The organism is Stenotrophomonas sp. 86428_Sma (genome assembly GCF_056481585.1).
The window spans coordinates 1,781,781-1,800,924 of the sequence record NZ_CM151156.1 but is presented as its reverse complement, the minus strand read 5'-3'; the positions used below and the strand labels follow the sequence as shown (position 1 = coordinate 1,800,924).

Annotated in this window: 18 protein-coding genes and 1 tRNA gene; 4 read left to right on the top strand and 15 right to left on the bottom strand. The window is 65.8% G+C overall.

Features of this window, described 5'->3' with window-relative positions:
• The first annotated feature begins 43 nt into the window (after positions 1 to 43).
• Together ACZK3J_RS08295 and ACZK3J_RS08290 are read left to right on the top strand one after the other, a co-directional pair.
• Positions 44 to 2,374 carry a TonB-dependent receptor gene (locus ACZK3J_RS08295; protein ID WP_478476749.1) on the top strand — a complete coding sequence of 777 codons (2,331 nt, stop codon included), beginning with the start codon at positions 44 to 46 and terminating at the stop codon, positions 2,372 to 2,374.
• Between the two features lie 120 nt (positions 2,375 to 2,494).
• Positions 2,495 to 2,956 carry a DUF4189 domain-containing protein gene (locus ACZK3J_RS08290; protein WP_478476748.1) on the top strand — a complete coding sequence of 154 codons (462 nt, stop codon included), beginning with the start codon at positions 2,495 to 2,497 and terminating at the stop codon, positions 2,954 to 2,956.
• A gap of 74 nt (positions 2,957 to 3,030) precedes the next feature.
• Here the strand turns inward: ACZK3J_RS08290 and ACZK3J_RS08285 are convergent.
• From ACZK3J_RS08285 to rlmE, 15 genes are all read right to left on the bottom strand, one after another.
• Positions 3,031 to 3,123: transfer RNA gene (locus ACZK3J_RS08285), tRNA-Ser, on the bottom strand.
• A gap of 78 nt (positions 3,124 to 3,201) precedes the next feature.
• Positions 3,202 to 3,405: a carbon storage regulator CsrA gene (csrA, locus tag ACZK3J_RS08280; protein WP_004152909.1), complete on the bottom strand. Its 204-nt coding sequence runs from the start codon at positions 3,403 to 3,405 to the stop codon at positions 3,202 to 3,204.
• 147 nt (positions 3,406 to 3,552) lie between these two features.
• Positions 3,553 to 6,201, bottom strand: coding sequence for an alanine--tRNA ligase (gene alaS, locus ACZK3J_RS08275; RefSeq protein WP_478476747.1), 2,649 nt, complete (start codon positions 6,199 to 6,201; stop codon positions 3,553 to 3,555).
• Between the two features lie 109 nt (positions 6,202 to 6,310).
• A complete protein-coding gene (recX, locus tag ACZK3J_RS08270) occupies positions 6,311 to 6,802 on the bottom strand; it encodes a recombination regulator RecX (protein ID WP_005409024.1) in 492 nt (163 codons plus the stop codon).
• 110 nt (positions 6,803 to 6,912) lie between these two features.
• Positions 6,913 to 7,950, bottom strand: coding sequence for a recombinase RecA (recA, locus tag ACZK3J_RS08265; RefSeq protein ID WP_005412937.1), 1,038 nt, complete (start codon positions 7,948 to 7,950; stop codon positions 6,913 to 6,915).
• Between the two features lie 203 nt (positions 7,951 to 8,153).
• Positions 8,154 to 8,789: a transcriptional repressor LexA gene (lexA, locus tag ACZK3J_RS08260; protein ID WP_005412936.1), complete on the bottom strand. Its 636-nt coding sequence runs from the start codon at positions 8,787 to 8,789 to the stop codon at positions 8,154 to 8,156.
• A gap of 212 nt (positions 8,790 to 9,001) precedes the next feature.
• Entirely contained in the window at positions 9,002 to 10,684 is a 1,683-nt protein-coding gene (ubiB, locus tag ACZK3J_RS08255; RefSeq protein WP_478476968.1) for a 2-polyprenylphenol 6-hydroxylase, read from the bottom strand.
• 34 nt (positions 10,685 to 10,718) lie between these two features.
• Positions 10,719 to 11,213: a CinA family protein gene (locus ACZK3J_RS08250; protein WP_010484249.1), complete on the bottom strand. Its 495-nt coding sequence runs from the start codon at positions 11,211 to 11,213 to the stop codon at positions 10,719 to 10,721.
• Between the two features lie 122 nt (positions 11,214 to 11,335).
• Positions 11,336 to 12,646 (bottom strand): ribosome rescue GTPase HflX, encoded by a 1,311-nt coding sequence (gene hflX, locus ACZK3J_RS08245; protein ID WP_004152892.1) that lies wholly within the window; start codon positions 12,644 to 12,646, stop codon positions 11,336 to 11,338.
• 14 nt (positions 12,647 to 12,660) lie between these two features.
• The gene (gene hfq, locus ACZK3J_RS08240) at positions 12,661 to 12,936 is read right to left on the bottom strand and encodes an RNA chaperone Hfq (RefSeq protein WP_004152891.1); all 276 of its coding nucleotides are present in this window, start codon (positions 12,934 to 12,936) and stop codon (positions 12,661 to 12,663) included.
• Between the two features lie 96 nt (positions 12,937 to 13,032).
• Positions 13,033 to 13,986, bottom strand: a complete 954-nt coding sequence (gene miaA, locus ACZK3J_RS08235) for a tRNA (adenosine(37)-N6)-dimethylallyltransferase MiaA (RefSeq protein ID WP_478476746.1) — start codon at positions 13,984 to 13,986, stop codon at positions 13,033 to 13,035.
• Positions 13,986 to 14,882, bottom strand: coding sequence for a dihydropteroate synthase (gene folP / locus ACZK3J_RS08230; RefSeq protein WP_049461273.1), 897 nt, complete (start codon positions 14,880 to 14,882; stop codon positions 13,986 to 13,988). The genes miaA and folP overlap by 1 nt, the downstream gene beginning before the upstream one ends.
• Before the next feature lie 578 nt (positions 14,883 to 15,460).
• Positions 15,461 to 15,646, bottom strand: a complete 186-nt coding sequence (locus tag ACZK3J_RS08225; RefSeq protein WP_005409016.1) for a hypothetical protein — start codon at positions 15,644 to 15,646, stop codon at positions 15,461 to 15,463.
• Positions 15,647 to 15,748: 102 nt separating this feature from the next.
• Positions 15,749 to 17,683, bottom strand: coding sequence for an ATP-dependent zinc metalloprotease FtsH (gene ftsH / locus ACZK3J_RS08220; RefSeq protein ID WP_010485966.1), 1,935 nt, complete (start codon positions 17,681 to 17,683; stop codon positions 15,749 to 15,751).
• A gap of 69 nt (positions 17,684 to 17,752) precedes the next feature.
• On the bottom strand, positions 17,753 to 18,385 hold the full coding sequence (rlmE, locus tag ACZK3J_RS08215) for a 23S rRNA (uridine(2552)-2'-O)-methyltransferase RlmE (protein ID WP_005409014.1): 633 nt from the start codon (positions 18,383 to 18,385) through the stop codon (positions 17,753 to 17,755).
• A gap of 65 nt (positions 18,386 to 18,450) precedes the next feature.
• Between rlmE and yhbY the strand changes: the two genes are divergently transcribed.
• Both yhbY and ACZK3J_RS08205 read left to right on the top strand, forming a co-directional pair.
• Positions 18,451 to 18,756, top strand: a complete 306-nt coding sequence (gene yhbY, locus ACZK3J_RS08210; protein WP_478476744.1) for a ribosome assembly RNA-binding protein YhbY — start codon at positions 18,451 to 18,453, stop codon at positions 18,754 to 18,756.
• A 13-nt stretch (positions 18,757 to 18,769) separates the two neighbouring features.
• On the top strand, positions 18,770 to 19,144 hold the full coding sequence (locus ACZK3J_RS08205) for an Mth938-like domain-containing protein (protein WP_478476743.1): 375 nt from the start codon (positions 18,770 to 18,772) through the stop codon (positions 19,142 to 19,144).

Sequence of the window (19,144 nt, the reverse complement as noted above, 5' to 3'; positions counted from 1 at the left end):
AAGTTACGTTATAACATTTCACATCAACTTCACGGATCGTGTCATGCGCCGCCATCTCCTTGCTGCAGCCATTCTGTTCGCCGTCCACACCGCCCAGGCCGCGGACGAACCCACCCTCCCCACCCTCCAGGTCCAGGCCACCCAGCCTTCGCGCATTGACAGCCGGGTCACCGTCGACAATCCGCAGGCGCAGAACCGCACCCTCGGCGGCCTGCTCGAACACGTCTCCGGTGTGCAGAGCAGCGCCTTCGGGCCAAACGCGGGCGCTCCGGTCATCCGCAGCCTCAGCGGCAACCGCGTGCAGATCCTGCAGGACGGCCAATCGATTCTGGGCATGAACGCGATCAGCGGCGACATCAACATCCCGTTCGATCCGCTGTTCGTACGCAGTGTCACCGTCAACAAGTCTTCCGACACCGTGCGCTACGGCGGCAATGCGATCGGCGGCAGCGTGGAGATCGATTCGGGCCTGATCTCGCGCAGCATGGAAGACAAGGACCAGTCGATGGAACTGGTCCTGCGCAAGGGCTTCAACGCGGCCGACGCGCAGGGCTTCCGCATGAACTTCAACAACCAGCGCAACGTCTCCACCAACCTGCAGGTCTCCCGACAGCGGATCTCGCACTACGACATCCCCGGCAACAGCAAGGCCAGCGTCTGCAACACCGGACTGTTCCCTGCCGGCGGGGGCGTCAACTCGGCACTGGCCGACGCCTGCCAGAAAGAGGCGCGCGTCCAGCAGCTCTACAACAAGGCCTCGCAGCCATACATCGACCAGTTCATGACCGAGAACCCGGACTGGGCCGATGGTGACTTCTCGTTCTACACCAACAATCCGACCTCGGTCTGGCAGCGCCGCACCTACATCAATCCGGTCAACCCGGCCTACGTGCCCGGCACGCCGTCGTATGTGCAGAAGCAGATCAACAACGATGTGACGCCCGACTACCATCGCCGGCTGGGCAACAGTTATGCGCGCAACAGTCAGGTGGCCTTCGGCTCGACCCTGTTCTTCGACCGTGGCTACGTGGGTGTCAGCATTGATGCCAAGGACAGCGAGTACGGCGTTCCAGGCTTCTCGATGCAGAACCTGTCGTTCGGTTCCAACTATGCCGATGGCCTGCCGGTGGGCGTGGTGATCAAGCAACAGCGCTACGCGCTGGAAGCCCTGCTGCGTGATCCACTGCCGTGGTTCGAGCGCGCGGAACTCCGTGTTTCCAAGCTGGACAACACCTCAGGCGAGCGGCTGGGCGCCACCAAGGCCAACGACTACGATTTCGAGAGCACCCAGGCCGAGCTGCTGCTCAGCCATCAACGCATCGGCCCGCTCAGCGGCCTGCTCGGTTTCAGCCATCAGTCGCGTGATGTCACCGGCAGCGGCTCGCAGCGCTACCTGCCGGACGTGGACACGCGCAGCAATGCGGTGTTCCTGAAGGAGACGCTGGACTTCGGCTGGGCCAGTTTCGACGCTGGCGTGCGCCACGAGCGCGTTGACCATGACCTGCGACCAAGCCGCTTCAAGACCGCGCGCAATGCCGCCAACGCGAAACTGCAGGACCGCGACTACCGGCTCAACAGCTACAGCCTGGGATCGTATGTCGAGCTCGGTCCGTTGTTCGTCGCCAAGGTGCGCTACTCGTCCTCGCAGCGCGCACCGGAGATCAACGAGTTGTATGCGAGCAATGCCCACTATTCGGTGATGACCCAGGAAGAAGGCAACCAGAACCTCGAACCGGAGCGCGCGAAGAACCTGGAACTGACCGGCCTGTTCCACCTTGGTGGTTTCGAACTGTCGGCCACCGCGTACCGGATGAAGTACGAGAACTATCTGTACCTGGGTTACTCGGGCGTGCAGACCGCCAACCGCCTGCCGCTGAAGTACTGGAAGCAGACCGACACCACGGTGAAGGGCTTCGAGATCGATGCCTCGCAGGCATTGGACCTGGGCCGCTACGGCACGTTGAACGTGTCCGCCTTCGCCGACCTGGTGAAGAACAAGGCCGATCACCCCGATTCGTTGCGTGCCCACAATGACGGCAAGTACCTGCCGAACATGCCGACCAACCGCTACGGTGCCACCCTGCAGTGGCAGCGCGAAGGCTGGAAGGCGCAGCTGTCCAGCACCTACTACGACACGCAGAAGTACCTGGGCCGCAATGTCAGCCAGGAAGTGCCACTGGATGCGTTCAACCTGGTCGACCTGCAGATCAGCCGTGAGCTGCCGGTACGCAACAGCTACATCGCCGGCATGGAGGTGTTCGTCAACGGCAGCAACCTGCTCAATCAAGAAGCACGGCCGCACAACTCGCCGCTGAAGTACATCGCGCCGCTGCCCGGGCGCGGTTTCCAGGTGGGCGTGACGGTGAAGCTCTGAGGATCGAACGCGTCGGTACGCGCCTGCGGGCAAATGGCCTGCAGGCGTTCTCCCCCGCCCCCCTGCGGGGTTGCGCAACATTCACCGGTTGATTCACCATCGGCAAAAGAGGAGAGCGTGATGAACTGGAAGCATGCAGTTTCACTGGCGCTGTTGTTGTCCGTTTCATCAGCCGCAAGTGCTGCGTCTGCGATCACCTACGACAAGGATGGCCGCTACGGCTATTCGATGAACCAGTCTTCCCTCACCACTGCGATGCAGCAGTCGCTGCACTACTGCGCAGCGCGATCGCGCAATTGCGGTCAGTCCGCCAGCACCACCAGCGAAGGCTATTCGGCCATAGCGACCGGCACGATTGCGTTGGGCTTTGCACTGGGTGAGAAGACGGCGGACGCCGCGCAGCGGAAGGCCGAAAGAATGTGCAGGGAACGTGCCAACGACTGCACGCTTGCGTTGCTGTGGCGGGAAATTCCACCTCGCCACATTGAACCGCCACAGCTGCCGGGTACACCCACTCCGGCACCGGCGATGACACCCACGCCCATGCCAACGCCTGCCTCCCGCACCGATCAGCCAGGATAGTCAGCTCCACGCTGCGAGTGTCGGATAAAGAAAAACGCCTGCAGATCGAGGATCTGCAGGCGCTTCTTTGTATCTGGCGGAGTGAGAGGGATTCGAACCCTCGATAGAGCTTTTGACCCTATACTCCCTTAGCAGGGGAGCCCCTTCGGCCACTCGGGCATCACTCCGGGGTTTTCTCCGCGTCTGGTGCGTTGCACCTCAGCGGGGCGTGAATCATAACGTTAATCGAGTGCGAAGGTAAAGCGTTATTCGGCAGAATTTTCGCTACCGGTGCCACCGGCTTCGTCACCGCGCTGGATGCGCTGATAGATCTCTTCGCGATGCACAGCAACGTCCTTCGGCGCGGTGATGCCGATACGCACCTGGTTACCCTTGACGCCAAGCACGGTGACGCTCACCGAGTCTCCGATCATCAGGGTTTCGCCGACGCGGCGAGTCAGGATCAACATTTTTGTAAGTCTCCATGGAACCGTGTGGAAGGGTATCCCCCACCGGCTTGACGCTCCGTCAAGAAGCGCTACCACGACAAAGGGAAAAGATTCGCAATGGTACCGTCAGCCGTCCCGCTCCTACAAGGAGGGGGACGGCCAGGTTCATCACAGGCGGGGGCTGACCCATTCGACGACTGCAGCCAGCGCAGTGGCAAGGGCGGGCCCGTCCTCGCCACCACCCTGGGCGAGGTCCGGGCGTCCGCCGCCCTTGCCCCCGATCTGACTGGCGATATGGGACAACAGTTCCCCGGCCTTGACCTTGCCCATTGCACTGCCGTTCACACCCGCGACCAGGGCGGCCTTGCCGTCCTGGGCGCCGGCCAGCACGATCACCGCGTCGCCCAGCTGCTGCTTGAGGCGGTCCATGGCGTCACGCAGGGCCTTGGCGTCGAAGCCCTCCAGGCGGGCAGCCAGTACCTTCACGCCAGCAACCTCGACGGCCTGGCCGGACAGATCGGCCGTGGCACCGGCGGCGACCTTGGCCTTCACGGCCTCCAGTTCGCGCTCCAGCTGCTTCTGGCGCTGGCCGAGGGCACGGATCTTCTCGACCACGTCGGCAGCGCTGCCACCGAGCAGTTCAGCGGCCTCGGCCAGGCGGGCCTCTTCGGCGTCCACGTAATCCAGCGCACCCTGGCCGGTAACAGCCTCGATGCGGCGCACGCCCGCGGAGACGCCGCCCTCGGAGGTGATCTTGAACAGGCCGATGTCGCCGGTACGGTTGACGTGGGTACCACCGCACAGTTCGGTGGAGTAGTCACCCATCTTCAGCACGCGCACGTGCTCGCCGTACTTCTCGCCGAACAGGGCCATCGCGCCGAAATCCAGCGCCTCCTGCATGCCCATGTTGTGTACTTCAGCGGCGTTGTTGGCGCGCACCTGCTGGTTGACCTTGCGCTCGATCGCCGCCAGCTCTTCCGCGCTGATCGGCTGGAAGTGCGAGAAGTCGAAACGCAGGCGGTCCGGAGCGACCAGCGAGCCCTTCTGCTGCACGTGGGTGCCGAGCACTTCGCGCAGGGCGGCGTGCAGCAGGTGGGTGGCAGAGTGGTTGAGGATGGTGGCGCCACGGCGCTCGCCATCGACCTGGCCGGACAGCACATCACCGACCTTCAGGCCGCCTTCGGACAGGGTGCCGACGTGGCCATGGAACTGGCCGGCGAACTTCTGGGTGTCTTCCACCACCAGGCGCACGCCGTTGCCGGTGAGCACGCCGGTGTCGCCGACCTGGCCGCCGGACTCGGCGTAGAACGGGGTCTGGTTGGTGATCACGATGACCGCATCACCGGCATCGGCCGACTGCACCGGACGACCGTCCTTGAGCAGGGCCAGCACGCTCAGGCCGTCGGCCTGCAGGCGGTCATACCCCAGGAACACGGTCGGGCTGAGGGTCGCCACCAGCTCGGCCGGCAGCGTCACGCCGCCACCGAACTTGCCGGCCGCACGCGCGGTCTCGCGCTGCTGCTCCATCGCGGCGTCGAAGCCGGCAATGTCGACGGTCAGGTCGCGCTCGCGGGCAATGTCCTGGGTCAGGTCGAGCGGGAAGCCATAGGTGTCGTACAGGCGGAACGCGTCAACACCCGGGATCACACCATTGCTGGCCTTGCCGGCCACGTCCTCGAAGATCTTCATGCCGGCATCGAGGGTTTCAGCGAAACGCTCTTCCTCGGCCTGCAGCGCACGGGTGACGGTATCCACCGCCGCCGGCAGTTCCGGGTAGGCCTCGCCCATCTGCTCGACCAGGGTCGGCACCAGCTTGCTGAAGAACGGCTGGCGCACGCCCAGCATCCAGCCGTGGCGCAGGGCGCGGCGGATGATACGGCGCAGCACGTAGCCGCGGCCTTCGTTGGACGGCAGCACGCCGTCGACGATCAGGAACGAGCAGGCACGGATGTGGTCGGCGATCACGCGCAGCGACTTGTTCTCCAGGTCGGCGGTGCCGGTCAGCTCGGACGCCTTGCGGATCAGGGCCTGGAACAGGTCGATCTCGTAGTTGGTGTGCACGTGCTGCAGGATCGCCGCCAGGCGCTCCAGGCCCATGCCGGTATCCACGCACGGCGCCGGCAGCGGCACCAGGGTGCCATCCGGCTGGCGGTCGAACTGCATGAACACCAGGTTCCAGATTTCGATGAAGCGGTCGCCGTCCTCGTCCGGGGAGCCCGGGGGGCCGCCGGCGATATGGTCACCGTGGTCGTAGAAAATCTCGGTGCACGGGCCGCACGGACCGGTGTCGGCCATCTGCCAGAAATTGTCCGAAGCGAACGGTGCGCCCTTGTTGTCGCCGATGCGCACGATGCGCTCTTCCGGCACGCCAACCATGTCGCGCCACAGCGCGTAGGCCTCGTCGTCGGTCTGGTAGACGGTGACCAGCAGGCGCTCGGCCGGCAGCTTCCAGACCTGGGTCAGCAGCTCCCAGGCCCAGGCGATCGCGTCCTTCTTGAAGTAGTCGCCGAACGACCAGTTGCCCAGCATTTCGAAGAAGGTGTGGTGGCGTGCGGTGTAGCCGACCTGGTCAAGGTCGTTGTGCTTGCCGCCGGCGCGCAGGCAGCGCTGCACGTCGGCCGCGCGCACGTAGCTGCGCTTCTCCGCGCCAAGGAACACGTCCTTGAACTGCACCATGCCGGAGTTGGTGAACAGCAGGGTCGGATCATTGCCCGGCACCAGCGGCGCCGACGGCACGATGGTGTGGCCTTTGCCCTTGAAGAATTCAAGGAAGTCGCTGCGGATCTGGGAAGTCGTGAATTTGGCGGATGCGTTCATTGGGGGCTGGCAGTCTGCGGGCCGGCGGACCCGGACCACCGGCCGCGTTGGCCAGGGTCGCGAGGGACCGCCGAAAACCTAAAGGGTATCAGGCCCGGCGCCGCCAGTCTCAGTCATCCGGGTCGTAGCGGGTTGCGCGGCGGATGCTGTCGCCGTCGAAGCCCCGTCGGGCCAGCAGATCGGCGGCCTTGCGCCGCTGCGTCAGGTCCTGCGGGCCGGCCTCGCCAAAGCGTCGGCGGACCAGATCACGGGCGTTTTCCTGCCAGTCGCCTTCGTAGCTGTCCATCGCTGCGGCAATCGCGGCACTGTCCAGGCCGTGGGTCCCCAGCTCGGCGCGGACATGGATCGGCCCATAACCGGTGTTGGCGCGCATCCTCACCAGGTTCTCGGCAAAACGGGTGTCGTCCTGCCAGCCGGCCTCGGTCAACTTGGCGACAGCGGCCTGCGCGGCTTCGTCTTCGATGCCACGGGCGGTCAGCTTGCGGGTGAGTTCCTTGCGCGAGTGCTCGCGGCGGACCAGCAGGCCCAGCGCCCGTTGCACGGGGGTCTGCTCACGCGGCCGGCGCTTGCGGCCGGTCGGAATGTCTTCGGCGTCGGACATGGGTACTCCAAGGGTGGCGCCATCCGTGGCGCCCAGCCCATCCCTGGGCGATTCGAACCTGCGGGACAGGGCGACGTCACTGACGGCGCCACCCTGCCCCACAGCAAGCCTTATTCGTCTTCGCCTTCGTCGTCGCCTTCCTCGCGGGCCGCTTCGGCCGGCTGGAATTTCTCGCGCAGCTCGGCCTCGAGCTTGGCGGCGACAGTCGGGTTGTCGCGCAGGTAGCCGCGGGCGTTGTCCTTGCCCTGGCCAATGCGTTCTTCACCGTAGCTGTACCAGGCGCCAGCCTTCTCGACCAGCTTGGCATCCACACCCATGTCGATCAGCTCGCCTTCACGGCTGATGCCTTCGCCATACAGGATCTCGGTGATGACCTGCTTGAACGGAGGTGCCAGCTTGTTCTTGACGACCTTGATCTTGGTCTGGTTACCGATGATCTCGTCACCCTTCTTGATCGCGCCGATACGGCGGATGTCCAGGCGGACCGAGGCGTAGAACTTCAGCGCGTTGCCACCCGTGGTGGTTTCCGGGCTCTGGCCCGGCATCATCACGCCGATCTTCATGCGCAGCTGGTTGATGAAGATCACCAGGGTGTTGGAGCGCTTGATGTTGCCGGTCAGCTTGCGCAGCGCCTGGCTCATCAGGCGCGCCTGCAGGCCTGGCAGCTGGTCGCCCATCTCGCCTTCGATTTCGGCCTTCGGGGTCAGCGCGGCAACCGAGTCGATCACCAGGATGTCGACCGAACCCGAACGGACCAGCATGTCGGCGATTTCCAGCGCCTGCTCACCGGTATCCGGCTGCGACAGCAGCAGGTCGTCCACGTTCACGCCCAGCTTGGCGGCGTAGATCGGGTCCAGCGCGTGCTCGGCGTCGATGAAGGCCGCGGTACCGCCCATCTTCTGGCATTCGGCGATGGCCTGCAGGGTCAAGGTGGTCTTGCCCGAGGATTCCGGCCCGTAGATCTCAACGACACGGCCCTTCGGCAGACCACCAATGCCCAGCGCGATGTCGAGCATCAGCGAACCGGTCGGGATGGCTTCGACGGGTTCGACCACGCGGTCGCCCATGCGCATCACCGAGCCCTTGCCGAACTGCTTTTCGATCTGGCCCAGAGCTGCAGCGAGGGCGCGCTTCTTGTTCTCGTCCATCGGATTGGTCCTTGCAGAGGTCGTGTCGTTGGAGGTGCTGTCTTTGGGGGTCTTCTTTGCCATGGGTTCACTTTAAGTCGGACGTATCGCACAGGCTGAGATTCTGCCCGGCGCTCTGAAAAGAATTATCGGACATCCGTACCAACCTCAGTGGAACCAGAGAATCGCCACAAAAGACCGCGGGTAATGCGCCATGGAACGGGTCAACGGTTGGGCCGCAGCAGGCCGCAATAGAGGCCCTCGATAGCGAAGTCCTGATCCGGCAGTACCTCGATCGGCTTGTAATCGGGATTGCGCGGCAGCAGGCGGATGCGATCCTTGGCGATCTTCAGCAGCTTGACCGTGATCTCGTCATCGATGCGGGCCACCACGATCTGCCCGGAATGGGCGTCGCGGGTGCGATGCACGCCGATCAGGTCACCGTCGAAGATGCCCTCGTCGATCATCGAATCGCCCTGCACCTTCAGCAGGTAGTCCGGCGCGGGCGAGAAGAACACCCGGTCCAGCACCACGAAATCGTCCGAGCCGATATCGGCGCCGATTGGCAGGCCCGCCGCAACCCGGCCGAGCACCGGCAGGCGCAGCACACTGTCGGGGAGGCCCGGCTCGGCCAGCTTCTCGACCGGCGGTGCCTGTACCAGGCGGATGCCGCGGGCCTGACCCGGGATGCGACGGATCGCACCGGCCTGCTCCAGGGCTTCCAGGTGGTACTGGGCCGCGCGCACGCCCTTGAAGCCGAACGCACGTGCGATTTCAGTCTGCGAGGGCGGCGCGCCTTCGCTCTCGATACGCTCGGCGATCAACTGCAGGATCGCCTGCTGGGTGTCGGTCAGGTCCATGGTTAGTAGTATTACTACTAATGAGCGGGACTGCAAGTGCCGGGGGCGACACGGCGACAGCTGTAGTGCCGAGCCCTGCTGGGCGATCGTCGCGGGGCTTGGCCTGGCTGGCAGAGACAAAGGCGGAGCAAAAGCAGCCGACCAGCGGTCGGCTCTACAGGAATCGCGCGGCGATTCCGCGGTTCCCGTTGGGAACCGCTGCGGCAAGCACACTATGTGTGCTTGCCGCTTCTCCAGATCGAAAACAGGATCCAGACGCCGCAGAAGCCGGCGCCGATGAAGCCGCACACGCCCAGTGCCAGCAGCCAACGGCTGGAGACGCCGCCAACGCTGTGCATCACGATCGACGAGCCGATGATCAATGCGGCGGTGACGATGCCCATCACCAGCCGGTTCGCCGCGCGGTTGACCTGCTCGCCGAAGCCCTGCAGCGCCGTGGTTTCCACCTTCAGCTGCAGGCCTCCCCGGCGCGCAGCCTGGACCAGCTTGCGCAGATCGCGGGGCAGTTCGCCGGCGAAGTCGACCAGGCCCAGCAGGCTGCGGCGGCCGCGCTTGAGCAGGGCCTTGGGCGCATAGCGCTGCAGTACCACCCGTTCCAGGAACGGGCGCGCGGCGCTGGCCATGTCGAAATCCGGGTCCAGCTGCCGCCCCATCCCTTCCAGCGTCAGGAACGCCTTGATCATCAGCGCCAGGTCGGCCGGCAGGGTCAGGCTGTAGCTGCGCAGCAGCTGGGTGATGTCGCCCAGCATCAGACCGATGCGCAGGTCCTTCAGCGGCACGCCACGGTACTGGTCGACGAACTGGCTGATGTCGTGCTGCAGCCGGTTCTCGTCCACTTCCACGCCGCCGGCCCAGTCCAGCAGCACGTCGGCCACGCCCTGCGGGTCCTGCTCGACCAGCCCGTGCAGCAGCTGCGCAACCTGGAAACGACGCACTTCGGACAGCGCACCGACCATGCCGAAATCGATCACACCGATGCGGCCGTCACGCAGGTAGATGATGTTGCCCGGGTGCGGATCAGCGTGGAAGCTGCCGTCCTCCAGCACCATCTTCAGCACGATGTCCGCACCGCGTCGCGCCAGTTCGCGCCGGTCCAGTCCTGCCGCATCAACGCCAGCCAGATCACGCCCTGGAATGCCGTCGACGAAGTCCTGCACGTTGAGGCTTTCGCAGCTCCACTGCCAGTGCACGTCGGGAATCAGGATGTCGTCGCGGCCTTTGAAGTTGCGCGCGATGCGCTCGGCATTGCGGCATTCGGCGGCGAAATCCAGCTCGCGACGCAGCGACACGGTGAACTGCTGCACCACCTCGGCCGGGCGATAGCGGCGCAGGTCCGGCAGGCGCGCCTCGACGATCTCCGCCAAGCGGGCCAGCAGCCGCAGGTCGGCCTCGACCACATCGCGGATGCCGGGGCGACGCACCTTCAGCACCACCTCGCGACCGTCATGCAGGCGCGCGCGGTGGGCCTGCGCCAACGAGGCGGCGGCCATCGGGGTTTCATCAAGGAAGGCGAACACTTCTGAAGGCGATGCGCCAAGGTCGGCCTCGAGCTGCTCGCGGATATCCGCGTACGGCAGCGCCGGCACTGCGTTCTGCAGTTCAGAGAGCTCGGCGATCCATTCCGGCGGCAGCAGGTCGACGCGCGTCGCCAGTACCTGGCCGAGCTTGACGAAGGTCGGGCCGAGATCCTGCATCGCGCTGCGCACGCGCACCGGCGCGGTCATCCGCAACAGTTCCTGCCGCTCCTCGTTCCAGTGCAGCAGGCGCCCTGCCCGCTCCAGCGTGCTGGCCAGGCCGATGCGCCGCACCACGTCGCCGAAGCCATAGCGGATCAGGACGACGGCGATTTCCTGCAGTCGGCCCAGGTCACGGACCGTGCCCAGCGTTTCCCACATCATGCGTGCTCCGGACGATTACCGGAGCAGCATGTCACAGCTGGGCGTCGATACCGCGCAATGCCGCCGCCACGGTTTGCCGGCGGATGGCTTCGCGGTCGCCGTCGAACTGGAACAGCTCGGCACGGGCGTAGCCACCGCGGCGCTTCCAGCCAATCCAGACGCTGCCGACAGGCTTGTCCGGGCTGCCGCCACCAGGACCGGCGATGCCGGTCACCGCCACGGCGATACCGGCGCCGGAATTGACCAGCGCACCGGACACCATTTCCAGCACGGTTTCGCGGCTGACCGCGCCGAACTGCTCCAGCGTCTGCGCACGCACGCCCAGCAGGCGCTGCTTGGCCTCGTAGCTGTAGACCACCATGCCGCAGTCGAAGAACGCCGAGGAACCGGCGATGTCGGTCATGCACTTGGCGATCCAGCCACCACTGCAGCTTTCAGCGGTCACCAGCTGCAGCGAAGCCTGCTGCAGGCGCTGCCCGAGCGCGGCGGACTGGGCGTTGAGTTCAGCATCGGTGGGAATGGACATCGGCATGACGGTGGGGTGAAGAACCTGCACGTTGTACCGCAGATGACAGCTGGATGTCGCGCCCCTCCGGCACGGTTGCGCTGCCGGCCAGCGGCCGGCACTACCGGGCATGGGCCGCTACCTCACCACTCCGGCAGTTTCTCCGGCAGCAGCGCCCGGATCGGCGCGCCGTCGGCACTGGCAGCCAGTTTTTCGGCTTCGGCAATCGGCAGGTCGACCTGCAGCAGCCAGCCGTCTTCGTCGGCCTGCTCGCTGCGGATCACTTCCAGCTGGTGCAGGCGCGCACGCAGGCGGCCGGCATCCGGCGGCAGGCGCAGCTCACCGGTCACGTGCTGCAGGCCAAGGCGCTTGCCCAGCACGCTCTGCAGCAGCTCCAGGCCCTGCCCGTCACGCGCGGAAATCCACACCCGCTCGCGACGCGACTCATCGGGGATACCGTCCTGGCCATCGTGGCGGACGTCGGCGCCCTCGATCCGGTCGATCTTGTTGAACACCAGCAGCTGCGGCAGGTCACCGGCACCGACCGCGGTCAGCACCTCGTCCACCTGGGCGATGCGCTCCTCGCGGTGCGGATCGGCAGCGTCGACCACATGCAGCAGGAAATCGGCCTCGCGCGCCTCGGACAGGGTCGAGCGAAACGCAGCGACCAGGTCATGCGGCAGATCACGGACGAAGCCGACGGTGTCGGCCAGCACCACGTTGCCGCCCGGCACCGCGATGCGGCGCACGGTCGGGTCCAGCGTGGCAAACAGCTGGTCGGCGGCGTAGGCCTCGGCGCCGGTCATGGCGTTGAACAGGGTCGACTTGCCGGCGTTGGTGTAGCCCACCAGGGCGACACGCGGCAGCTCGCTGCGCACGCGCGCACGGCGCATCTGGGTGCGCTGCACCTCGACCTTTTCCAGCCGCTTCTGCAGCTGCTCGACCCGCTTCTGCAGCAGGCGGCGGTCGGTTTCCAGCTGGGTTTCACCCGGGCCACGCAGGCCGATCGAACCACCGCGCTGGCGCTCCAGGTGGGTCCAGCCGCGCACCAGCCGCGTGGCCAGGTGACGCAGCTGTGCCAGCTCGACCTGCAGCTTGCCCTCGTGGCTGTGCGCACGCTGGGCGAAGATGTCCAGGATCAGGCCGGTACGGTCGATCACCCGGCGCTCGAGGAAACGTTCCAGGTTGCGCTCCTGGCCCGGGCTCAACGCATGGTTGACCAGGATCAGGTCGGCACCGCTGGCATCGGCCGCGGCCTTGATCTCGTCCAGCTTGCCGCTGCCGATCAGGGTCGACGGATTCGGACGATCCAGGCGCGCGGTGATCGTCGCGGCGATGCTGGCCCCAGCCGAGCGGGCCAGATCACCGAATTCTTCCAGCACATCGTCTTCCAGCTTGCCGAAATGGGGCTGGATCAACAGGGCGTGTTCACCCTTTTTCGAGCGGTCAAACATTCACCGCTCCGGTATTACTCGTCTGCTTCATCACCTGCCTGACCACCTTCACCCGACTGCACGTAACCGCCACCCGGACCGACCTTCACGTTGCGTGCCGGAACGACCGTGGAAATGGCGTGCTTGTAGACCATCTGACTGACCGTGTTGCGCAGCAGGACCACGAACTGGTCGAACGACTCGATCGTGCCCTGCAGCTTGATGCCGTTCACCAGGTACACCGAAACCGGCACGCGTTCGCGCCGCAGTGCGTTCAAGAAAGGATCCTGCAGCGATTGCCCCTTGGACATTGCACACTCCTGATTATTGTTCTTATTGGGTTGCCGACGGTTGCCACGGCCCCCGAGCCGCCCGCCGACCGATGATGTTACACGGCTGGCGGGGGTTCAGCGTGCGACGAAGGTCGACACCGCGCCGGCCAGGCGCTCGTGGTCGATATGGGGGTCGAACCAGCGCGCATCAAGCTCGCCGCGCAGCCAGGTCAGCTGGCGCTTGGCCAGTTGGCGGGTGGCGAAGATCGCCTTGTCACGGAAGCGGGCAGCATCGCCCTCCCCGTCCAGGTACTCCCAGGCCTGGCGATAGCCGACCGCGCGCACTGCCGGCAGGTCCAGCGGCGCCTCCACGGCAGCCATTTCCGGCATCGCGCGCAACGCTCGCACCTCGTCGAGGAAGCCCTGCGCCAGCATGGCGTCGAAGCGTGCCTCGATGCGCTGGTGCAGCACCGCGCGGTCACGCGGCGCCAGGATCAGCTTGAGGGTGCGCACCGGCAACGGCGCCACGCCCGGCCGGCGCTGCCATTCAGTGATGGGGGTGCCGGTCAGGCGATAGACCTCCAGCGCCCGCTGGATGCGCTGCAGGTCGGTGGCATGAATGCGTGCGGCCGCCGCCGGATCGACCTTGGCCAGCTCTGCGTGCAGTGCCGTCCAGCCACGCTCGGCCGCCTCGGCGCTGAGTGCTTCGCGCGTCGCCGGATCGGCCTCCGGCATCGGCGACAGGCCCTGCAACAGGGCGCGGAAGTACAGGCCAGTGCCACCGGCCAGGATCGGCATCTTGCCGCGTGCCACGATGTCGGCCACGACCCGGCCGGCATCGGCGGCGAATTCGGCTGCCGAGTAGGTCTGCCAGGGATCGCGCAGGTCCAGCAGATGGTGGGGGGCCTGCGCGCGCTCGGCCGCATCCGGCTTGGCCGAGCCGATGTCCAGGTGGCGGTACACCAGCGCCGAATCGACGCTGACGATCTCGCCATCCAGCTGCTTCGCCAGGGCGATCGCGGTGGCGGTCTTGCCACTGGCGGTCGGCCCCATCACGGCGATCGCCAGCGGCCGCCGGTCGATGCCCATCAGTCTTCGTCCGGCCAGCGGATCGTCGGCGTGGCGTCAGCGCGTGGCGTCGGCACCGCCTCGACCGCCTGCCAGATCTTCAGCGCATCCACAGTGGCGGCTACGTCATGCACGCGCACGATGCGCGCACCACGCTGCACCGCAATCAGGTGCGCGGCCACCGATGCGGCCACGCGTTCGGACGGCGTGTCGCGGCCGGTCAGTTCCCCCAGGCTGCGCTTGCGCGACAAGCCGGCCAGCATCGGCACGCCCAGTTCCAGGAAGCGCTCGGAGCGCGCCAGCAGGGTCATGTTGTGGGCGGTGGTCTTGCCGAAGCCGAAACCGAGATCGACCAGCAGGTTCTTCTTCGCAATGCCGGCCATCTCGGCAGCGAACAGGCGCTGCACCAGGAAGCCATGCACCTCGGCGACCACATCGTCGTAGTGTGGATCGGCCTGCATGTGGCCCGGCTCACCCCGCATGTGCATCAGCACCACCGGCACGCCGGCTACAGCGGCGGCGTCCAGCGCCCCCTCCTGGCGCAGGCCGTAGATGTCGTTGATCATGCCGGCGCCAGCGGCCACCGCCGCACGCATCACCTCCGGCTTGAAGGTATCGATGCTGATCGGCACCTGGGTACGGGCGGCCAGCTGCTCGATCACCGGAATCACCCGGCGCAGCTCGTCATCGACCGATACCGGGGCGGCGCCCGGACGGGTGGATTCGCCGCCGATATCGAGCAGGTCCGCGCCCTCCTCGACCAGCTTCAGGCCATGTGCGACCGCGGCCTCGGTGGTGTCGTGCGCGCCGCCATCGGAGAACGAATCCGGGGTGACGTTGACGATGCCCATGACCCGGGCACGGTCGAGGCGCAGGATGCGGCCGGCGCAATCGAGCTGGGGCGAGGTATCGAACATGGGCAATCCTGCAGGGACAACGGCGGGTAGTTTAGTTCGGCAGGGCGGCGCCCTGCACCCGCAGAGGCCAGAGCTACAGCAAGAGCCGGAGCAACAGCGGGTTTACTGAGGGATGGCGGGGTGGGTCCGGTTGCGGGAGACGCTGCAAGTACGTCCATGTAAGCTCGGTCGCCGCATCCATGCGGCTCACGCCCCCGCAACCGGACCCACCCCGCCTTCGACAGATTTCTGCGATCTGTCGGCATTTCTGTAGAGCCGAGCCATGCTCGGCTCAGATCTCACAGATATCGAGATATTCAATTTCGATGAAGATTCATCCACGCATGACGTGGATCTATCGTGTCGACCAAGGTCGACACCTACCAACAGCAGCAGGAAATTGTCAGGGGTGGGGCGGTGTAGGTTGGCAGGACCGTTGGCGCCATGGATGGCGCCATCGAGCCCCCAAGGACGGGTTTACGGCGTGTCCTGCCAACCCACACCGCCCCGCCATCCCCAGAAACTCGCTGTTGCTGTTGAGGTTGCCGGCCAGCGGCCGGCACTACCACGGGTGCAGGGCGCAGCCCTGCCGACACCCCTCAACGGCGGCGGCGCTTGCGGTCCACGTACAGGGTCTTGGCGATGCTCAGCACGATGCCGACCCCGATACCCACCACGCAGCCCAGCAGCAGGTTGTCGGCCCCCAGGCCCACACCCACGCCGACCACGGTGGCGATCACCATTTCGGCGGTGTGGGAAATCGGTTCGGGCTTCGGGGCGGACATGCGGGCTCCAGCGTCAGATCAGTTCTTCGGGATGGGCCAGTGGCCCGGAAACGACGAAGCCGGGTTGCCCCGGCCTCGTCTGGTGTCACGTGCAGCGGGCCGTCAGTGCGATTCTGCCGGGCCTGCGATCGGCGGCAGCGGACGGGCGTCGCCGCCCTTGTCGTTGCCACCATCCTTGTTCGACTTGTTCCAACCGGCCGGCGGCGGCGGATCGCGGCCTTCCATGATGGCGTCGATCTGCGGCGCGTCGATGGTCTCGTACTGCAGCAGCAACTGGGACATCGCGTGCAGCTTGTCCAGGTTGGCCGTCATCAGCTCGGTGGTGCGTGCGTAAGCCTCGTCGAGGATGTTGCGCACTTCCTCGTCGATGCGGCGCGCGGTGTCGTTGGACACGCTCTTGTGCTGGGTGACCGAACGGCCCAGGAACACCTCGTCGTCCTCTTCGCCATAGGCGATCGGGCCGAGCTGGTCGGACAGGCCCCACTTGGTGACCATGTTGCGGGCCATCTTGGTGGCGCGCTCGATGTCGTTGGAGGCGCCGGTGGTGACCTTGTCGGCACCGAAGATCAGCTCTTCGGCCACGCGGCCACCGTACAGCGAGCACAGCTGCGACTTGATCGCCACTCGGTTCATCGAGTACTTGTCGCCTTCCGGCAGGTACATGGTCACACCCAGCGCACGGCCGCGCGGAATGATGGTGACCTTGTAGACCGGGTCATGCTCGGGCACCAGGCGGCCGACGATGGCGTGGCCGGCTTCGTGGTAGGCGGTGAGGGTCTTCTCCTCCTCGCTCATGGCCATCGAGCGGCGCTCGGCACCCATCAGGATCTTGTCGCGGGCACGGTCGAAGTGGTCCATGCGGACCTCCTTCTCGTTGCCACGCGCGGCGAACAGGGCAGCCTCGTTGCAGAGGTTGGCCAGGTCGGCGCCGGAGAAGCCCGGGGTACCACGCGCGATCACCATCGGCTCGACGTCGTCGGCCAGCGGCAGCTTGCGCATGTGCACCTTCAGGATGTGCTCGCGACCCTTCACGTCCGGCAGGCCGACCACGACCTGGCGATCAAAACGGCCCGGGCGCAGCAGCGCCGGATCCAGCACGTCCGGACGGTTGGTCGCAGCGATCACGATCACGCCTTCGCCACCTTCAAAACCGTCCATTTCGACCAGCAGCTGGTTCAGGGTCTGCTCGCGCTCGTCATGACCGCCGCCCAGGCCGGCGCCACGGTGACGACCGACGGCGTCGATTTCGTCGATGAAGATGATGCAGGGGGCGTGCTTCTTGGCCTGCTCGAACATGTCGCGCACGCGGCTGGCGCCGACGCCGACGAACATTTCCACGAAGTCCGAACCGGAGATCGAGAAGAACGGCACCTTGGCTTCGCCCGCGATGGCCTTGGCCAGCAGCGTCTTGCCGGTACCCGGCGGGCCGACCATCAGCACGCCGCGCGGAATCTTGCCGCCCAGCTTGGTGAACTTGGACGGGTCGCGCAGGAAGTCGACCAGCTCGCCCACTTCTTCCTTGGCCTCGTCGCAGCCAGCGACGTCGGCGAAGGTGACCTTGATCTGGTCTTCGCCCTGCAGCTTGGCGCGCGACTTGCCGAAGGACATCGCGCCCTTGGCACCGCCGCCACCGCCCTGCATCTGGCGCATGATGAACAACCAGAAGCCGATGATCAGGATGACCGGCAGGAAATTCATCAGGATCGCGCCGAGGGAAATGCCGCTGGACGGCTCCTCCTGCACGATCTCCACGTTCTTGGTACGCAGCACGTTGATCAGGTCACGATCGAACGGTGCGGTGATGGTGGACGACTGCCCACCGCGGGTGGTGTAGGTCAGCTGGCTGGTGCCGCCGCGCATGTCGCCGCCAAAGGCGACCTTCTGCACGTTGCCGCTGTCCACCTGGTCCAGGAACTGCGAGTACGACGCGCCCTGCGCGCCGGCCCCGGAGGACTTCGGCGAGAAGCTCTGGAAGACCACCATCAGCACGACGGCGACGACCACCCATAGCAGGAGGTTCTTGGTCAAGTCGTTCATCCTCATTGGCTCCGGTGTTCCTCTCAGTGCTGGCGTTGCGTTGGGGTCGAACTTGCGTACGTTGCGAGCTTACTTCATGTGGGCGCGTTTTCCCTGACCCAAGGCATACACCTCGGGAGAGCGCTTGCGCGAGGCTTCCGGCTTGCGGATGGAGACCTTGTCGTACCGGCGGCGCATATCGCGCACGTAGTCGTCAAAGCCCTCGCCCTGGAACAGCTTGATCAGGAATGCCCCACCGGTCTTCAGGTGGTTGTCGGCAAAATCCAGGGCCAGCTCCGCCAGGTGCATCATCCGCGGCTGGTCGACCGCGCCTACACCACTCTTATTGGGGGCCATGTCCGACAGCACAAGGTCTACCGGCTGATCCCCGAGCATGGCTTCAAACTGCGATAGAACGGCTTCTTCCCTGAAGTCACCATGAAGGAACTCCACGCCGGCCAGCGGCGGCATGTCCAGGATATCCAGTGCCAGCACGCGGCCGGTATCGCCGATCTGTCTCCGAACCTGCTGAGACCAGCCGCCCGGGGCCGCGCCGAGGTCGACCACCACCATGTGCGGCTTCAGCAACCGGTCACGTTCCAGCAGCTCTTCGAGCTTGTAGGCCGCGCGCGAGCGCATGCCTTCGGCCTGGGCCTTCTTCACGAAGGGGTCGGAGAAGTGTTCCTTGAGCCAGCGCTGGCTGCTTTTGCTGCGGGTAGCCATTGAAAATAGGGGCTGATGGGGTCCTCATGATACCCTGATCGCCCCATTCAACCGTGTTTTCCTGCATGTCCATCGCCCTGACCGCTTCCCAGACCCGTTTCCTGCGCGGCCAAGCCCACGGCCTGAAGGCCCTGCTGCAGACCGGCGGCAAGGGCGTGACCCCGGCCTTCATCGCTGAGCTGAACGAAGTGCTGGAGCGCCACGAGCTGGTCAAGGTGAAGGTCGCTGCCGAAGACCGCGACGCCCGTGACGTGATGATCGGCGAGATCGTCGAAGCCACCGAGAGCGCGTTGGTACAGCGCATCGGCCACGTCGCCGTGCTGTACCGCCCGAGCAAGGAACAGCGCCAGATCGTGCTGCCGCGCGGCTGATCGCCTTACTGCCATGCAGCTGAACCACGAACCGCCCGATTACGCCTACAGCCTGCGCGCCGCCGACGGCCGTTCGGCCCGGGTCAACGACCAGGTGCTGGGCAGCAGTTTCTTCCTGACCCCGGACCAGCTGGTCACGCAATGGCCGGTAGTGAGCGCCACCGCGCTGCAGCTGGCTGACCTGGAGCCGATCCTGGCGCTGAACCCGGCGCTGATCGTGCTCGGCACGGGTGACCGCCAGGTATTCCCGCCGGCAGTGGTGATGGCTGCCTGCCTGTCACGCGGCATCGGCCTGGAAGTGATGAACAATCCGGCCGCCGCGCGCACCTTCAACATCCTGGCGGGCGAAGGCCGCAAGGTCGCGGCCGCTTTCATTCTGGAAGGCTGA